This is a genomic window from Hyphococcus luteus, from assembly GCF_002943565.1.
Taxonomy (GTDB): domain Bacteria; phylum Pseudomonadota; class Alphaproteobacteria; order Caulobacterales; family Parvularculaceae; genus Hyphococcus; species Hyphococcus luteus.
Genome location: NZ_PJCH01000005.1, coordinates 1019952 through 1036438, shown reverse-complemented (window position 1 = coordinate 1036438; position 16487 = coordinate 1019952). Strand labels below are relative to the sequence as shown.

Genomic DNA, 16487 nt, shown 5'->3' with positions numbered 1-16487 from the left:
CAAGGCGCCGCGTTCGATTCTCACCCCCGGCGCCCAGTTCGGACGCGCACGATTAGCGCGCACCTTAGGCTGAAAATGCTCAAGGAATCCAGCGTTTAGGATGAGTTTCAGCCGGATGCGCGCAGGCTCGTGATCCGCTGCGCGAGGGCGGCGCCTCCATGTTCGCCTTTCGTACGAGTTTTGACGAGGGCCGGGCGCGCGCCCGCTATTCCTTCGACTTCAGCCTGAAGGCGCGAAACAGCCCGATGGCGGAAATCAACAGCCAGAACATTTCGATGACGAAGGAAGCCGCGTTGAAGGTGTTCGACAGGGAATAAAGAATGAGCAGCGAGCCGAGGCCGTTCAGCCCCGGATAGAGCGGACGGCGCACCTCCATCCGCCCGACTTGCGAGAGAAAATAGGTGCCGACGACAAGCGCGACGCCAGCGAAGCCGATAAAATCCGGGAGGGTCAAATGCATGGCGCCTGTTTAGAGTATTCCGCAGGCAAGCGCGAGGCCGGTTCAGAATGCGCGCATGGCGAGGAGACCGACGCCGAGACACCCCGCCAGGGCGAGCGTCATGACAAGACCGTCGCGGGCGGTGATGGCGACGCCGAACAGCACCACGGTCCAGGCCGGCGCCGCGACCGCGAAGGGGACGGCGTCAAAGGGAATCATCAAAACGCCGAGCACGGTGACGAAGATCGCCGCCGCCCGGCGCATCGCTTCGCTTGCGGCCCAGGTCCAGCGCTCGGTGATGAGATGGTCGAGAAAGCGCAGCGGCTTGTCCATTTTCTGGCGCACGTCCCGCAGCTTTTCTTCGGAAACGGACCGCTTCAATGCAACGTTCGGCAGCCAGGGGTGTTTCAGCCCGAAGGTCATCTGCAGCGCGAGAATGGCGATGACGACGCCGACGACCGCCGCGGCCCCGGGCACGACGGCGAGCGGCGTGCCGCCGACAAACCCAAGAATGATGAAGAGCGGCCCGTAGCTGCGGTCGCCCCAGGCGAGGAGCAGCGCGCGCAACGAGACCCGGCCGTCTTCGGACCGGGCGATGGCGTCGTCGATGATCTCTTCCAGCGGCGCGACGCCGTCTCCGATATCAGCGGATTTTGCGGTTTCGGACATAGCAGCCCAACACTGGCGGACCCGGCCCGTTCCGGCAAGACCGGAGACAATGAGACAGGGAAGGCCCGCCCCGTCAGGCCTGCATGGTCCAGCCTTCAACGCCCATGGCCGCCTGGCGCACGGCTTCCGAGCGCGTCGGATGGGCGTGACAGGTGCGGGCGATGTCTTCGGAGGCGCCGCCGAACTCCATGACGCTCACCGCTTCGGCGATGAGCTCGCCCGCCTCGACGCCGATGATATGAACGCCGAGCACCTTGTCGGTTTCCGCGTCGGCGAGGACTTTCACAAAACCGTCGGTTTCATGATTGGTCTTGGCGCGCGAGTTCGCCATGAACGGAAACTTGCCGGTCTTGTATTTGACGCCCGCTTCTTTCAGCTGCTCTTCGGTTTTGCCGACGGCGGCGACTTCCGGATAGGTGTAAACAACGCTCGGCACGGTGTCGTAATTCACATGCCCCGCCTTGCCGGCGATCAGTTCGATGCAGGCCGTGCCGTCGTCCTCGGCCTTGTGCGCGAGCATTGGCCCCGTGATGCAATCGCCGAGGGCCCATATGCCTTTGACATTGGTCTGAAAATGATCGGTTTCGATGAAGCCGCGCTTGTCGGTTTTGACGCCGACGGTTTCGAGCCCCAGCCCGTCCGTGTGCGGACGCCGTCCAATGGCGACCAGCACCGCATCGCAGTCGATCGTCTCCGCCTCGCCGCCCTTGGCCGGTTCAACGGACAGTTTCACTTTGGTCTTCAGTTTTTCAGCGCCGGTCACTTTTGAGGAGAGTTTGAACGCGACGCCCTGCTTTTTGAGGATGCGCTGGAACTGTTTCGAGACCTCGCCGTCCATGGTCGGCAGAATCTTGTCGAGGAACTCGACCACGGTCACCTTCGCGCCGAGCCGGCGCCAGACGCTCCCGAGCTCAAGCCCGATGACGCCGCCGCCGATGACGACGAGATGTTTCGGCACGGGCGAAAGCGCCAGCGCGCCGGTGGAAGAGACGATCTGCTCTTCGTCGATCTCGACGCCCGGCAGGGGCGTGACTTCCGAGCCCGTGGCGATGACGATGTTTTTCGTATCAAGTTCTTTATCGCCGTCAGGACCGGAGACGAGGACGCGCCCAGCGGAAAGAATTTCCCCGGCGCCGTAAAACACCTCGACCTTGTTCTTTTTCATCAGGAATTCGACGCCCTTGGTGAGGCCTTCAACGGCGTCGTCTTTCTGTTTCAGCATCTGGACGAGATCGACTTTGAGGCCGGTGGCCTTGATGCCGAGCCCGTCGAAATCCTTCTCTGCAATCTCATATAGCTGCGAGGCGTGGAGCAGCGCTTTCGAAGGGATGCAGCCCACATTGAGGCAGGTGCCGCCCAGTTTCTTGTTGTCACGCTTTTCGATGATCGCGGTTTTCAGGCCGAGCTGGCCGGCGCGGATCGCCGCATTATAGCCGCCGGGCCCGGCGCCGATGATGACGACGTCGTATGTGTCAGTCATAAGAGTTCCTTGAAATCAGGCAGCAGCGTCGCCGCGCCGTTATAGATCAAGCAGCAGGCGCTGCGGGTCTTCGAGATTTTCCTTGACGCGCACGAGGAAGGTGACGGCGCCTTTGCCGTCGACGATGCGGTGATCGTAGGACATGGCGAGATACATCATCGGGCGGATGACAACCTCGCCGTTGCGGGCCACCGGGCGCTCCTCGATGCGATGCATGCCGAGAATGCCCGATTGCGGCTGGTTCAAGATCGGCGTCGACAGGAGCGAGCCGTAAACCCCGCCATTCGAGATCGTGAAGGTGCCGCCCTGCATGTCTTCGAGCTTCAAATCGCCCGAGCGGGCCTTGCGGCCATAATCGGCGATCTCAAGTTCGATCTCCGCCATGGATTTCAGATCCGCATCGCGCAGCACCGGCACGACGAGGCCCTTGTCGGAGCCCACCGCAACGCCGATGTCATAATGGTTCTTGTAGATGATGTCGGTTCCGTCGATCTCGGCGTTGACGTCCGGCACCTCTTTCAGCGCATGGACGCAAGCTTTTACGAAGAAGGACATGAAACCGAGCTTGATGCCGTGCTTCTTGTCGAAAAGATCCTTGTACTGATTGCGTAGCTCCATCACCGCCGTCATGTCGACGTCGTTGAACGTGGTCAGCATCGCCGCCGTGTCCTGCGCCTCTTTCAGGCGCCGGGCGATGGTCTGGCGCAGGCGGGACATTTTCACCCGCTCTTCGCGCGGCCCCAAATCGCGCGGGGTCTGCGGCGCGCGCGTCTCAGCGGGTTTCGCCTGTTGCGGCTTGGCTTTGGCTTTCAAGGCGTCGGCCTTGGTGACGCGCCCGTCCTTGCCGGTGCCTTCAATCGCGGAAGGGTCGAGGCCGCGCTCGGCGACGACGCGGCGCGGCGCCGGCGACAATTCAGCGGAAGCGCGTTTGCGGTCGCCTTCCATAACGCTCTCGCCGGATGCGGCGACTTCGCGCGGACTCGGCCGGTTTTCGCCCGAGCCTGAAACTTCGGCGGCGCCCGCTGCGCCATTACCCCCGCCATTGGCTTTCGCCGGCGCCTCGCCGGTGACGATCACCGCGAGAACGGCGCCGACTTCGACCGTGTCGCCTTCCTGGGCGCGAATTTCCTTCAAAGTTCCCGAAGCCGGGGACGGCACGTCCATGGCCGCCTTGTCGGTTTCGAGGCTCACAAGCGGCTCGTCGAGCGTGACGGCGTCGCCTTCCTTTTTCAGCCATTCGCCGACATCGGCTTCGCTGACGCTCTCGCCCGAAGCCGGCACTTTCACTTCGACCTCTTCGCCCTCGTGAGACGGCGCCGGCTTTTTTGGCTGCGGCTTTTTCGGCGCCGCAGCGGCGCCTTCCTCGATGGCGCCGAGAAGCGCGTCCACTTCCACCGTGTCGCCCTCTTTCGCGGAGACCGACGTGAGAACGCCGTCCGCCGGGGCCGGCACCTCCACCGAGACCTTGTCGGTTTCAAGCTCGACAATCGGCTCGTCGGCGAAGACTTCATCGCCTTCGTTCTTCATCCATTTCGCAATCGTCGCCTCGGTGACGGATTCGCCGAGCGTCGGAACGCGGATTTCGGTGGCCATGTCTTTCTCCAACTGCGCTAAAGCGTCAGCGCGTCATTCAAAAATTCTTCGAGTTCCTGCTTGTGCCGGATCATCAGGCCCGTGGCGGGCGAAGCGGCGGCGGCGCGGCCCGCATAGCGCGGGCGTTTGTGCTTGGCGTCGATCTGCTGGAGCGTCCATTCGATATTCGGCTCCATGAAGAACCAGGCGCCCATGTTTTTCGGCTCTTCCTGGCACCAGACCATCTCGGCGTTGCGGAAGCGCTGCAGCTCGTTGATGAGCGACATCGCCGGGAACGGATAGAACTGCTCCACGCGCAGAAGATAGACATTGTCCAGCCCGCGCTTTTCGCGCTCTTCGAGAAGGTCGTAATAGACCTTGCCGGAACAGATGACGACGCGCTTGATTTTCGAGTCGGCGACCAGCTTCACGGTCGAGCCCGGCCGGTATTCCGCATCGTCCCAGAGAACGCGATGGAAGGAGGAGCCGGGCCCCATCTCATCGAGCGAAGAGACGCATTTCTTGTGACGCAGCAGCGATTTCGGCGTCATCAGGATGAGTGGCTTGCGGAAATTGCGGCGCATCTGGCGGCGCAGAATATGGAAATAGTTCGCCGGGGTGGTGCAGTTCGCGACCTGCATGTTGTCTTGCGCACAAAGCTGCAGGAAGCGCTCGAGCCGCGCCGAGGAGTGCTCCGGGCCCTGACCTTCATAGCCGTGCGGCAATAGAAGCACGAGCCCGCACATCCTGAGCCATTTGCGCTCGCCCGAAGAAATGAACTGGTCGATGATCACCTGCGCGCCATTAGCGAAGTCGCCGAACTGGCCTTCCCAGAGCACCAGGAATTTCGGATTGGCCAGCGAATAACCGTATTCGAAGCCCATCACCGCAAATTCGGAGAGGTTCGAATCATGCGCCTCGAAGGTCGCTTCGGCGCCGTCGAGATGGTTGAGCGGCGTGAAGGTTTTCTCCGTCTCCTGATCGATGAAGACCGCATGGCGCTGGGAGAAGGTGCCGCGGCGCGAATCCTGACCGGACAGGCGCACGCCAAAGCCTTCTTTGACGAGCGAGCCGAAGGCAAGCGCTTCCGCCGTCGCCCAGTCGATCCCGTCGCCGGCGTCGAACATTTTCTTTTTATGGTCGAGGATGCGGGCGAGCGTCTTGTGGATATTGAAAGTCTTGGGATAGCGGGTGAGCGACGCGCCGATGTCTTTCAGCTCTTCGATCTCGATCGCCGTATCGCCGCGGCGATCATCGTCCACCGGCGGCACGAAGCCGGACCAGGCCCCGTCGAGCCAGTCGGCCTTGTTCGGCTTGAAGCTTTCCGCGGCGGCGAATTCGCTGTCGAGGAATTCCCGGAATTTCGTCTTTTCCGCTTCGACATCTTCTTCGCTGAGAATGCCTTCGGCGACCATGCGCTTGGCGTAAACCGCCTGGGTCGTCTCCAGCTTGCGGATCTTCTTGTACATCTTCGGCTGGGTGAAGCCGGGTTCGTCGCCTTCATTATGGCCGAAACGGCGATAGCAGAACATGTCGATGACGACGTCGGCGGCGAATTTCTGGCGGAACTCGGTCGCGACTTTCGCGGCGTAGACCACCGCCTCCGGATCGTCGCCGTTCACATGGAAAATCGGCGCCTCGACCATTTTCGCCACATCCGACGGATAAGGCGAAGAGCGCGAAAATTTCGGGCTCGTCGTAAAACCGATCTGGTTGTTGACGATGAAATGAACGGTGCCGCCAGCGCGATAGCCGCGAAGCCCCGAGAGACCGAAACACTCCGCGACGACGCCCTGGCCGGCGAAAGCCGCGTCGCCGTGCAGCAAAAGCGGCAGCACATGGGTGCGCGGCTGGTCGAGATCGGGCGCTTCGATACGGTCCTGTTTGGAGCGCGCCTTGCCGAGGACGACCGGGTTCACCGCCTCGAGGTGAGACGGGTTCGCGGTGAGCGACAAGTGCACCTTGTTGCCGTCGAACTCCCGGTCGGAGGAGGCGCCGAGGTGATATTTGACGTCGCCGGAGCCCGCGACATCGTCCGGCGTCACCGAGCCGCCCTGAAATTCATGGAAAATATGGTGATAGGGCTTGCCCATCACCGCCGCGAGAACATTGAGGCGCCCGCGATGCGGCATGCCGATGACGATCTCTTTAACGCCGAGCGCGCCGCCGCGTTTGATGATCTGCTCAAGCGCCGGGACCATGGCTTCGCCGCCGTCGATCCCGAAACGCTTGGTCCCGGTATATTTGGTGTGCAGGAACTGCTCGAAGCCTTCCGCCTCCACCAGCTTGTTGTAGATGGCGCGCTTGCCTTGCTTGGTGAAAGTGATGTCCTTGTCGGGGCCTTCGATGCGCTGCTGCAGCCAGGCTTTCTGCTCCGGGTCGGTGATGTGCATGAACTCGACCGCGAAAGTGCCGCAATAGGTCCGCTGCAGGATGCCGAGGATCTCGCGCAGGGTCGCCGTTTCAAGGCCGAGGACGTAGTCGATATAGATCGGCCGGTCCATGTCGGCGTCGGTGAAGCCGAGAGAGGCCGGATCGAGTTCGGGATGGACCGTCTTGTTCTGAAGCCCCAGGGGATCGAGATCGGCGATGAGATGGCCGCGAATGCGATAGGCGCGGATCAGCATCAGCGCGCGAAGCGAGTCTTTGGTGGCCTGATGGACATCGCCGCCCGGCGCCGCCGCCGGATTGACCCGGGCGCGCTCTTCGATTTTCGCCTTTAGCTGGGTTTCAAGCGCTGACCAGTCGCTGTCGAGCGCCGCCGTCAGCTCGCCATTGACCTTGGGCGGCCAGTCCTTGCGGGCCCAGCTCGGCCCTTCGAAGGCCGGCGCGGCGTCGTTCTCGCTTTCAAAAAAAGCGCGCCATTCCGGACTTACCGAGGACGGATTATCAGCGTAACGGGCGTAAAGCGCTTCGAGATATTGCGCATTGGACCCCGAAAGAACCGTTTCATTTTCCGGCTTTCCTGCCGCCGGAGATGCGGGAGCGTTCCCGTCTTTGGCCATGACCCTATCCGTCTTTTCGTCTTTGTGACGATAGCTCCCCTAGATACGCCAACTTTCGCGCGTTTCAATCTCTATCGGTCCCGCCCTTTAACGATAAAATCATTTATTTTTTGAGAACTTCGAGGAGCGTCCGGCCCATCGCGGCCGGCGTGGGCGAAACCGCGACGCCGGCCGATTTCATCGCCTCGATTTTCGCCGCCGCCGTGTCGTCCGCGCCCGAGACAAGGGCCCCGGCGTGCCCCATGCGCCGGCCCGGCGGCGCCGTGACCCCCGCGATGAAGCCCACTGTCGGCTTTTTGATCTTGTGGCCGGCCAGGAATTTGGCCGCGTCGGCCTCCGCCGAGCCGCCGATCTCGCCGATCATGATGATCGAGTGGGTCTCGTCATCGTGAAGGAACATATCGAGGACTTCGATGAAATCCGTGCCTTTGACCGGGTCGCCGCCAATGCCGACGCAGGTCGACTGACCTAAACCGGCGGCGGTCGTTTGATGCACGGCCTCATAGGTGAGCGTGCCGGAGCGGGAAATGACGCCCACATGGCCCTTGCGGTGGATATGGCCGGGCATGATCCCGATCTTGCACTCGTCCGGGGTGATGACGCCGGGGCAGTTGGGCCCAACGAGCCGGGTCTTCGAGCCGTCGAGGGCGCGCTTGACCTTCACCATGTCGAGCACCGGAATGCCCTCGGTGATGCAGATGGCGAGGGGGATTTCGGCTGCGATCGCCTCGAGGATCGAATCCGCGGCGAAGGGGGGCGGCACATAGATCACCGAGGCGTCGGCCCCGGTCTTCTCACGCGCCTCGGCGACCGTGTCGAACACCGGCAGGGTCTGGCCTTTTGCGGGCTCGCCCGCCTCCCAGACCGATCCGCCCTTTCCGGGGGTGACGCCGCCGACCATTTTGGTGCCGTAGGCGATCGCCTGTTCGGTGTGGAAGGTGCCGGTCTTGCCGGTGAGGCCCTGGCAGATAACCTTGGTGTTCTTGTCGATAAGAATGGACATGGATGCTCCGGCGAGCTCTTGAGGCTTGAACCGGGCCGGGTTTAACCGCGCCTTTGTCGCACCGCAACAGTAAAGGCCGCTTAAAAGCAAGCCCTGTTCTCAATTGTGCTCAATGGCGCTCGCCGGCGGGCCGGAGGCGCCGGCTGGCCTGCTGCGGCGGCCTGCCGCATGGGAGCGGTCCCTTCGCCACCAAACTGTCATGAAACGGTCGCGCCGGCGCAACAATCCCCTGCGAAAGAGAGCGCGCTGAAAGCTCATGCTTTATAGCCCCTCCCAACTTGAAGCCGCGCGGGCCCCCGCGCGGCTTTTTTCTTTTCAGGCCCTCCCCGCGCGCGCCGTCACAGTTCCGGCAGGTCGGTCCGGGTGCGCGCGGAGACATGCTCGCCGGTGTTCAGCGCGCCAGCGCTTTCGATCAGCATGATCCAGCATTCTTCCTCAGCGACGGGCATGTGCTCAACGCCCGCCGGCACGGTGATGAAGTCCCCCTCCTCCATCGCCACATCCCATTGTTCGTCTTTGGCGCGAAAGCGCATGGTGAAGCCGCCTTTGACGACGAAGAAGGCTTCTTCGACGCCGTCATGGCGATGCCACTCGAACGCGCCGTCGATTTTGGCGAGACGCACCTCCTGTCCGTTGACGCGCGCGGCGATATGCGGCGACCACGTCTCGTCGATGCGATCGAAGGCGGCGGGAATATTGATCTTTTTCACAGTCATGGCGTCACCATCAGTTGATCATAAACCGTCGCTGAAATGCGCGGAGCCGGCCGGAACGAAGGGCCGCCCGCCCCTGTTGTTTTCACGTCACCATCATCAAGGAGGATCAGTATGCCGACAGGAACCGGACATACAACCGCCATTCGCGCCTCGCGCGTCATCGGCACGCCTGTCTACAACACGGCGGGCGACCAGATCGGCGAAGTGGAAGACGTCATGCTCGACAAGACGACGAACAACATCATGTTCGGCGTCGTCGGTTTCGGCGGCTTTCTCGGCGTCGGAGAAAAATATCACCCGATTCCCTGGGCGAGCCTCAATTTCGAAAAGGACAAGGGCGGCTATGTCGTGCCTTACACCAAGGAACAGCTCGAACAGGCGCCGAAGGACTCGCTCCACGAGCTGACGGAAAATGACGGCCTGGGCGCGCGCGACGCCGCCTATGACTATTACAAGGCCGAACGCTATTGGTAAGCGGCGGGCCTGAAGGCGCCCCCCGGACGTTAAGGCGCAGGCGCTTAGACGCGGCGAAAGCAGGTTCTATTTGTGATGCCGCCTCTCCAGCGCCTGCAGCAATTCCACCAGTTCAGCGCGCACGTCAGGATCTTCGATGCCGGGGTCGGGCATCGTGGACCCCGGAATGACAGAATCCGGATCGTCAATAAACGCCGCCAGCCGCTTTTCATCCCAAACGCCCCCGGCGGCGCGCATGGCGCTGCTATATCCCGTCCAAGAGGTTCCCCCCGGCCTCGCCCCGGCGACAGCCCCCAAAGGCGGACCCGCGCGATTTTCGTCAGGGCGCAGGGAATGGCAGGTGATGCATGCATCGAGCGCGCCCGAAACTTTATTGCGCAAGGTTTCCGACATCGACGCCTCGGCAAGGTAATCCTGCACAAACAGCGCCGTTGCGTCCATTCCGGAAGGCGTCAGAAAGACCAGATAGTGATCGTCCGTCCACAGGATGATGCGTCCGTCCGTATGCTGGAGGGCGTACCGGATGCGCTGGCCCACAGGAATGATTTCAATAAACTCGACATGGTCCCCGCTGGTGTGAATGCGGTAAAGATTGCCGCTGCTGAGACTCGCCATCAGCATGTCGCCGTCCCACGCCTCATGAAAATTCTCGATCTGCGTCAAGCTCGAGATCGCAACCGACGGCAGCCAGGCGTAAACGGGCGGAATGAACGCATCATGGCGCCCGATATGAGAAGTGAGCGGCCAGGGCAGACCTGAATATTTCGTGCCCAGCGTTTCCAGCGGCCAGCCATAATTGCCGCCGTCCACAATAAGATTAAGCTCGTCGCCGCCGCGCATGCCGTGTTCGACGGTCCATAGACGGCCTGATTTATCGACAAGAACGCCCTGCGGGTTGCGCACGCCGCTCGCCATGTTTCTCGCTGCGCCGGAGGAAAGGTTGATTTCAACGATCTTGCCGTAATTGTTGTCGGGATCCTGCGCGAGGGCTTCAGGCCCATAGACGCCGTCCCAGTGATAATCGCCGCTCCCAAGATAGATGATGTCCGGCGCCTTAAAGGCGATCCGCCCGCCGGCCACAAGGCCTTCGACGGCGCGGAACTTTTCTTTCGGCGGCAAGCAGGGCTTCGCGCGGAAAACAACACTCCAATCACTGGCGCTTGCGCGCACCTCGTCAATCGACCGGACAGACTGATCAATATCAAGAACCGCGACAGCGTTGCGGTAGCACGCATTATCCTCGTCCCACTCGCTGTAGGATAACGCCAGCCCCCGCCTTTCCGGGGATTGAAAATGCAGAATGTCGTTGAAACGAAAATAATTAACGGTGTGCTGCAAATCGCTGAGCGGCCCTTCGGCGGCGGCCTTGTAGGCGGCGTAACCATTGTCAGGCGCTTCAATCGCCGCAGGCTTGATGTCGTCAGCGCCGCGGACAACGAAAATGTCTCCCTCCTGCGTGACGAGCAGCGCCGCATCGCCGAACGAGGTCATGCCGCCTCCCCAGCCCTGATCGTCGACCGGCACGGAGGCGATCTCGACATCAAGGTCGAAGAAAATCGTGGGAAGTCTTTTTAGCGACGTTGCCCAGTCTTGCTTTGCAGCTTCTTCGGCCGCTCTTGCGAACCGGACGCCGAAAAGTTTGTATTCGCCTCTCTGCGCTGTTTCGAAGGGACCGATTTCATACCGGCCGATAGCGTAACCGGTATAGAATGTAGCGAGACCGCAAATCCCCGCCAGCATGGCAAGTCCCGCCAGACACGCCGGAATGAAGTATCGCGACTTACGAAGTCTGTGCAAAAACTCGAGTTTCACCAAGCCCTCCCGGCGGCGCGGACCGCGCTCTCTCCCGCGCCATTTAGACAGTTGAAAATCACCTGCGTCAAACCGATTCTCGCGCCGCCAAAGCCAGCTGGCGATCAGTTTTTTAGAATGCCGCACAGCTAGCCGCGCGTCGGCGCGGTCTTTTCAAAGGCGAGAACCTTTTCCACGAAATCGTCCGGTAGCGGAGATTTTTCCTGGCTTTTCGGATCGGCGTGCACATAGACGAGCTTGCCGGTCGTCAACAATTCGTCGTTGCGAAAAATCGCCGTTTCGACCGTCATTGAGGTGCGCCCGAGTTTCACGCAGCGCGCGCCGATTTCGAGCATGTCGTCGAACTTCGCCGAGCCTTTGTAATCGGCCTCCGCATGGACGGTGAAAAAGTCCATGAACTTGTCGCCCTGAAAGCCCGCCGCGCGCAGCCATTCCGTCATGGCGACGTCGAAATAGAGAAAATAATTGACGTTGAAGACGATGCCCTGCGCGTCGCATTCGGCCCAGCGCACGCGCAAGGGGTGGAGGAGGGTGAAACTATTTTTCAAGGCTTTCACCACCTGGCAACAAGAGAAAATACGCATCCAGCATAACCACCAAAGGAATAATCATAGCATCGCGTTCGGGCGTGGTCACTTTCATTACAACCGCAGAGGCCTTCTTACGGCTATCGAAAAATTGTTTCTGAAAATGAACCGCGCCTTTTGAATTGTTTTTAAAGGTCGCGCGAACATCCGATATTAGGACATGATCGTTATGTATGAGTTGGTGCAGCGCTTGCTTTAGATTTAAGGCACAAGCTCCCCTAGCAAAGTCACCTTCAAACTCTAAAGCGCAGCATAAATTATTATCGTTTGGCGCTGATTTCAGCTCCAACCGTCGCCTACAGTGGACAGCAAATCGTACTGCTGTAGAAAGCGTATGCGCACCCCTATGCCCTTGAAAATTACGTCCTTCAGGATGAGGCAACGCACATCCCAAAAGATTTATCGCCTCGCCAAAGGCGGCTTGGCCCTCATAGCGTTCTAGCGCATCAGCTGTGGAGCTTCGCGCTTTACTCATATCTACCCCTGCACCGCTTCGACAACCTTCTTCGCCGCATCTTCGAGATCGTCGGCGGGGGTGATCTTGAGGCCGGAATTGGCGAGGATTTCCTTGCCCTTCTCCACATTGGTGCCTTCAAGGCGCACGACCAGCGGGTCTTCGAGGCCGACTTCCTTCACCGCCGCGACGATGCCTTCGGCGATGATGTCGCAGCGCATGATGCCGCCGAAAATATTGACGAGAATGCCTTTGACGCCGGGATCGGTGGTGATGATTTTGAAGGCTTCGGTGACTTTCTCCTTGGTCGCGCCGCCGCCCACATCGAGAAAGTTCGCAGGCTCCGCGCCGTAATGCTTGATGATGTCCATGGTCGCCATGGCGAGACCGGCGCCGTTGACCATGCAGCCGATATTGCCGTCGAGCTTCACATAGGAAAGATCGTATTCGGAAGCCTTCACTTCCATCGGGTCTTCTTCGGAAATGTCGCGAAGCTCGAGAATGTCTTCATGGCGGAAGAGCGCATTCGGGTCGAAGCCCATCTTGGCGTCGAGCACCAGAAGATCGCCGCCCTTGGTGACGATCAGCGGGTTGATCTCGAGAAGGCTCGCATCCTTTTCAACGAACGCCTTGTAGAGCGCCGGGATGAGGCGCCCGCATTGTTTCGCCGCAGCGCCTTTCAGGCCCAGCGCCTGGGCGATGCGCCGCGCGTGATGGGGCATGCAGCCGGTCGCCGGATCGATCCCTACCGTGACGATCTTCTCCGGCGTTTCCTCGGCCACTTCCTCGATATTCATGCCGCCTTCGGTGGAGGCGATGAACGCGATGCGGCCCGTGCCGCGGTCGACGAGCGCCGAGAGATAAAGCTCGGTCTCGATGTCCGAGCCGTTCTCGATATAGATCGTATTGACCTGCTTGCCGGTCTCGCCGGTTTGTTTGGTGACAAGCGTCGCGCCGAGCATTTCCTTGGCGAATTTCGCCGCTTCCGCCGGCGACTTCGCAAGGCGCACGCCGCCGCCCTCGCCCGCTTCAGGCTCCTTGAACTTGCCCTTGCCGCGCCCGCCCGCATGGATCTGAGCCTTCACCACATAGACCGGGCCGGGCAGCGCGTTCGCCGCGGCTTCCGCCTCCTGCGCCCTGGTGACCACGCGGCCGTCGGAGACGGGCGCGCCGAAGCTTTTAAGGACCTGTTTTGCCTGATATTCGTGGATATTCATCTTGCGGCTCCGAAAAGCGGGGAAGGAATGGCGGTCTCCCGCCTTATACCCTGCCGCTTCTGCGACGCAACATGGCGTAGGGCCCGGGAAAGTTCACAGCGCGTTGCGGATGCCCCTGAGAGCCCAACCGAAAAGTCAAAAAATGCATTCCTGCCTGATGGTCAGACGTCTGCGGGCCCGGACCCGATGCCCGTCAGGCGCTCATTCTTAAGACTGAAGAGCCTGAGGCGCATCGGTTCCTGGCGAGCGAACGTCTGATTACGCCCCCTCCCGGGATCTTGATGCATTTTCGCTCAGGCTCTGAGAGGACAGCGCTGGCGCCCCTCGTCGTCGAAATTCTCCGGCGCGAGCCAGACTTCGAAAGCAGCTTTTGCCTGCGGCCACTCCCCGTCGATGATGGAAAACCACGCCGTGTCCCTGTTGCGCCCCTTCACCACCAGGTCCTGGCGAAAGACGCCCTCGAAGGAAAAGCCGAGCCGGCGGGCGGCGCGTTTCGACGCCTCATTGGCGTTGTCGCATTTCCACTCGTAACGGCGATAACCAAGATCGTCGAAGACATGTTTCGCCATCAGATACATGGCCTCCGTGGCGGCGGGCGTTTTCTGCAGCTTTTTCGAAAACACGACGCAGCCGACTTCCGCCGAACCCGCCTCGGGACGGATGCGCATATAGCTCGCCATGCCGAGCGGCGCGCCGGTCTGCGCATCGCGGAAAAGATGGGTCAGCCAGCCGCCCTTTTTCCCGGCGGCGGCCATGGCGGCGCCGAGCGCCGCCGTGCTCTTAAAAGGGCCGAAGGGAATGTAAGTCCAAAGATCGTCATTTCCCGGCCCGCCAAGGACGGAAAACAGCGCCTCCGCCGCTTCGGGGAAGATCGCCGGCTCGATCGCGACAAAGCGTCCCCGCCTTTGCGGCAGCGCCGGCGGCGGCCGTTCAGACCAGTCGAGTTCGCTATTCATGCCATGATCAGTTGTGTTTTGATATCGACGCGGCTCTTTGCGGCGCCCATAGTTCGCTGCGAAAAAGAGGAGCATCGCCCATGATTATCGTTTCCGGCAAGGCCCAATTGTCTCCCGGCGGCCTTGCAAAGGTGCAAAAGGAGATGGAGACCGTCGTCACCGCGACGCGGCAAGAGGACGGCTGCATCGGCTATTCCTTCGGCGCGGACGTCATGGAGCCGGACACGCTCATCGTCCTTGAATACTGGAAGGACTGGGCGGCGCTCGACGCCCATGTGAAGCAGCCCCATATGGGCGCATGGTTCGCAAAGCTTGGCGAGATCGGCGTCGTCTCCCAGGAAATCCGTTTCATCGAAGCGGGCGAAGAACGCAACCTGATGGGCTGATGCATTTATGATTGTCGTTTCGGGGCGGATTGTCGTCAAAGAGGGCGCGCTTAAAAAACTGCGCCCCGTCATGCAGGCTATGCTCGCCGCGAGCCGCGCCGAGCCCGGCTGCATCGAATATCATTACGGCCCTGACCTTTCAGACCCTGACGCTTTTCTGGTGCTGGAAAAATGGGAAAGCTGGGAAACGCTGGAAGCGCATTTCGAAAAGCCGCACTTGAAAGCCTGGCGCGCGGCGCTCGCCGGCGCGGGACTTGTCAGCCGCACCATGTGGGCCGCCGACGAACGCGAGCTGAAAGAAGTTTAAGCTAGAGCTGCTTTAAAAGATCGGCGGCGAAGACCGAGAGCGTGTCGTCGCGCGCGCCCATGACGACGATGCGGTCGCCGGGCTCCGCCAGCTTCAACAGTTTCGCGCCGCAATCTTCGCGCGTCGCAAGCGCTTGCGCGGTCCGCCCCGCGGCGCTGACGCCTTCCGCGATGTCTTTGCTCGACACCGACCGGTCCGTGGTGCCGCCGAAATAGACGGGCTCGGGCATCAGCAGAACATCGTCGGGCGCGAGCTGCAACGCAAAGGTTTCGATGAATTCCTTTTTCATAAGCCGCAACGGCCCGAAGCCGTGGGGCTGGAACATGACGAGCAGCCGCCCCGGAAATTCGTGCAGGGTTTTCAGGCTCGCCGTGATCTTGTCCGGGTTGTGACCGAAATCGTCGATCAGTGTAACGCCATTGGCCTCGCCGACATATTCGAGCCGGCGTTTGACGCCTTCGAATGTTCCAAGCCCGGCGGCGGTTTCGGTCAGCGAAAGACCGCAGGCGCGCGACGCCGCAATGGCCGCCAGCGCGTTCGACACGTTGTGCCGACCGGGCATTTTCAGCACGACGCGCACATGGCCGTTTTCATCGTGAACATCGAAGGAAACGCCGAAAGGCTCCGGCTCGATATTGTCGGCGTAAAAATCCGCCTTTTTGTCGGTAAGCGAATAGGTGAGCGCGCCGGCCTCGCGTGAGGCGGCGAGCCGCGCCGTCTCGTCATTGTCGAGATTGAGCACCGCCGTCTCCGCATGACCGATGAAATCGCCGAACAGCTTACGCAGCTCGTCCATGGATTTATGATCGAGCGCAACATTATTCAGCACAGCAATCTTTGGGCGAAACATGGCGATGGAGCCGTCGCTCTCATCGACCTCCGAGACGAAAGCCTCGCCCTCGCCTACCACCGCGCTCGCAAAGAGCGCATCGGGTTTGACGAAATTCTTCATCACGGCGCCGTTCATCACCGTGGGGGATTTCCTGGCGTGATGCAGAATCCAACCGATCATGCCCGTCGTGGTCGACTTGCCGCTGGTGCCGGCGACGCCGATGGGGCATTCGGATTCATTGAAGAGTTCCGCCAGCAGTTCCGCGCGCGACACTCGCGCCGCGCCCGCCGCCTTCGCCGCGACCACATCGGGCACTGTCTCCTCCACCGCCGCGGAGGCGACAAGGGTCTGCGAGGGCCGGTTGACGCCGGAGCCGTCCTGGGGGTGGAGCGCGATGCCGAGCGAGCGCAGATAATCGAATTTCGCGCCGGTCCGGCCCTGATCGAGGGCCCGGTCAGAGCCCTCCACATGGGTGCCGCGCGCGGCGACGATCATGGCCAACGGCAGCATGCCCGACCCGCCGATTCCGCAGAAGAAATAGTCTTTCGCATCAGTCATCACGGGGCCGTCCTAGCGAA

16 protein-coding genes are annotated in these 16487 nt (G+C 61.2%); 3 read left to right on the top strand and 13 right to left on the bottom strand.

Annotated elements, in window-relative coordinates; genetic code table 11:
* Positions 1–205 precede the first annotated feature (205 nt).
* The 7 genes from CW354_RS09940 to CW354_RS09910 form a co-directional block, all read right to left on the bottom strand.
* On the bottom strand, positions 206–460 hold the full coding sequence (locus tag CW354_RS09940) for a CBU_0592 family membrane protein (RefSeq protein ID WP_104829837.1): 255 nt from the start codon (positions 458–460) through the stop codon (positions 206–208).
* A 42-nt stretch (positions 461–502) separates the two neighbouring features.
* Entirely contained in the window at positions 503–1108 is a 606-nt protein-coding gene (locus CW354_RS09935; protein ID WP_104829836.1) for an exopolysaccharide biosynthesis protein, read from the bottom strand.
* 73 nt (positions 1109–1181) lie between these two features.
* On the bottom strand, positions 1182–2588 hold the full coding sequence (lpdA, locus tag CW354_RS09930) for a dihydrolipoyl dehydrogenase (protein ID WP_104829835.1): 1407 nt from the start codon (positions 2586–2588) through the stop codon (positions 1182–1184).
* Between the two features lie 39 nt (positions 2589–2627).
* Complete coding sequence (gene odhB, locus CW354_RS09925) at positions 2628–4181, bottom strand: 2-oxoglutarate dehydrogenase complex dihydrolipoyllysine-residue succinyltransferase (protein WP_104830087.1); 1554 nt, start codon at positions 4179–4181, stop codon at positions 2628–2630.
* A gap of 17 nt (positions 4182–4198) precedes the next feature.
* Positions 4199–7165 carry a 2-oxoglutarate dehydrogenase E1 component gene (locus CW354_RS09920; protein WP_104829834.1) on the bottom strand — a complete coding sequence of 989 codons (2967 nt, stop codon included), beginning with the start codon at positions 7163–7165 and terminating at the stop codon, positions 4199–4201.
* Positions 7166–7268: 103 nt separating this feature from the next.
* Positions 7269–8168 carry a succinate--CoA ligase subunit alpha gene (gene sucD, locus CW354_RS09915; protein ID WP_104829833.1) on the bottom strand — a complete coding sequence of 300 codons (900 nt, stop codon included), beginning with the start codon at positions 8166–8168 and terminating at the stop codon, positions 7269–7271.
* A gap of 338 nt (positions 8169–8506) precedes the next feature.
* The gene (locus CW354_RS09910; RefSeq protein WP_207764732.1) at positions 8507–8884 is read right to left on the bottom strand and encodes a cupin domain-containing protein; all 378 of its coding nucleotides are present in this window, start codon (positions 8882–8884) and stop codon (positions 8507–8509) included.
* 111 nt (positions 8885–8995) lie between these two features.
* On the opposite strand from CW354_RS09910, the gene CW354_RS09905 reads away from it, so the two are divergent.
* Positions 8996–9358 (top strand): PRC-barrel domain-containing protein, encoded by a 363-nt coding sequence (locus CW354_RS09905; RefSeq protein WP_104829832.1) that lies wholly within the window; start codon positions 8996–8998, stop codon positions 9356–9358.
* 66 nt (positions 9359–9424) lie between these two features.
* Here the strand turns inward: CW354_RS09905 and CW354_RS09900 are convergent, their stop codons facing one another.
* The 5 genes from CW354_RS09900 to CW354_RS09885 all read right to left on the bottom strand — a co-directional run bounded on the left by CW354_RS09900 (position 9425) and on the right by CW354_RS09885 (position 14384).
* Positions 9425–11170, bottom strand: a complete 1746-nt coding sequence (locus CW354_RS09900; RefSeq protein ID WP_133162263.1) for a PQQ-dependent sugar dehydrogenase — start codon at positions 11168–11170, stop codon at positions 9425–9427.
* A 128-nt stretch (positions 11171–11298) separates the two neighbouring features.
* Positions 11299–11727 (bottom strand): acyl-CoA thioesterase, encoded by a 429-nt coding sequence (locus CW354_RS09895; protein WP_423793524.1) that lies wholly within the window; start codon positions 11725–11727, stop codon positions 11299–11301.
* Positions 11708–12232 (bottom strand): hypothetical protein, encoded by a 525-nt coding sequence (locus CW354_RS23065; RefSeq protein ID WP_133162262.1) that lies wholly within the window; start codon positions 12230–12232, stop codon positions 11708–11710. Before CW354_RS23065 ends, CW354_RS09895 begins: the two co-directional genes overlap by 20 nt.
* A 2-nt stretch (positions 12233–12234) precedes the next feature.
* Entirely contained in the window at positions 12235–13428 is a 1194-nt protein-coding gene (gene sucC, locus CW354_RS09890) for an ADP-forming succinate--CoA ligase subunit beta (RefSeq protein ID WP_104829829.1), read from the bottom strand.
* Between the two features lie 293 nt (positions 13429–13721).
* Positions 13722–14384, bottom strand: coding sequence for a GNAT family N-acetyltransferase (locus CW354_RS09885; RefSeq protein WP_104830085.1), 663 nt, complete (start codon positions 14382–14384; stop codon positions 13722–13724).
* An 80-nt stretch (positions 14385–14464) separates the two neighbouring features.
* On the opposite strand from CW354_RS09885, the gene CW354_RS09880 reads away from it, so the two are divergent.
* The gene (locus CW354_RS09880; RefSeq protein ID WP_104829828.1) at positions 14465–14770 is read left to right on the top strand and encodes a putative quinol monooxygenase; all 306 of its coding nucleotides are present in this window, start codon (positions 14465–14467) and stop codon (positions 14768–14770) included.
* 7 nt (positions 14771–14777) lie between these two features.
* Positions 14778–15077 (top strand): putative quinol monooxygenase, encoded by a 300-nt coding sequence (locus tag CW354_RS09875; RefSeq protein WP_104829827.1) that lies wholly within the window; start codon positions 14778–14780, stop codon positions 15075–15077.
* Position 15078: 1 nt separating this feature from the next.
* Here CW354_RS09875 and CW354_RS09870 read toward each other — a convergent pair whose 3' ends face one another.
* Positions 15079–16467 carry a UDP-N-acetylmuramate--L-alanine ligase gene (locus tag CW354_RS09870; RefSeq protein ID WP_104829826.1) on the bottom strand — a complete coding sequence of 463 codons (1389 nt, stop codon included), beginning with the start codon at positions 16465–16467 and terminating at the stop codon, positions 15079–15081.
* Positions 16468–16487 lie beyond the last annotated feature (20 nt).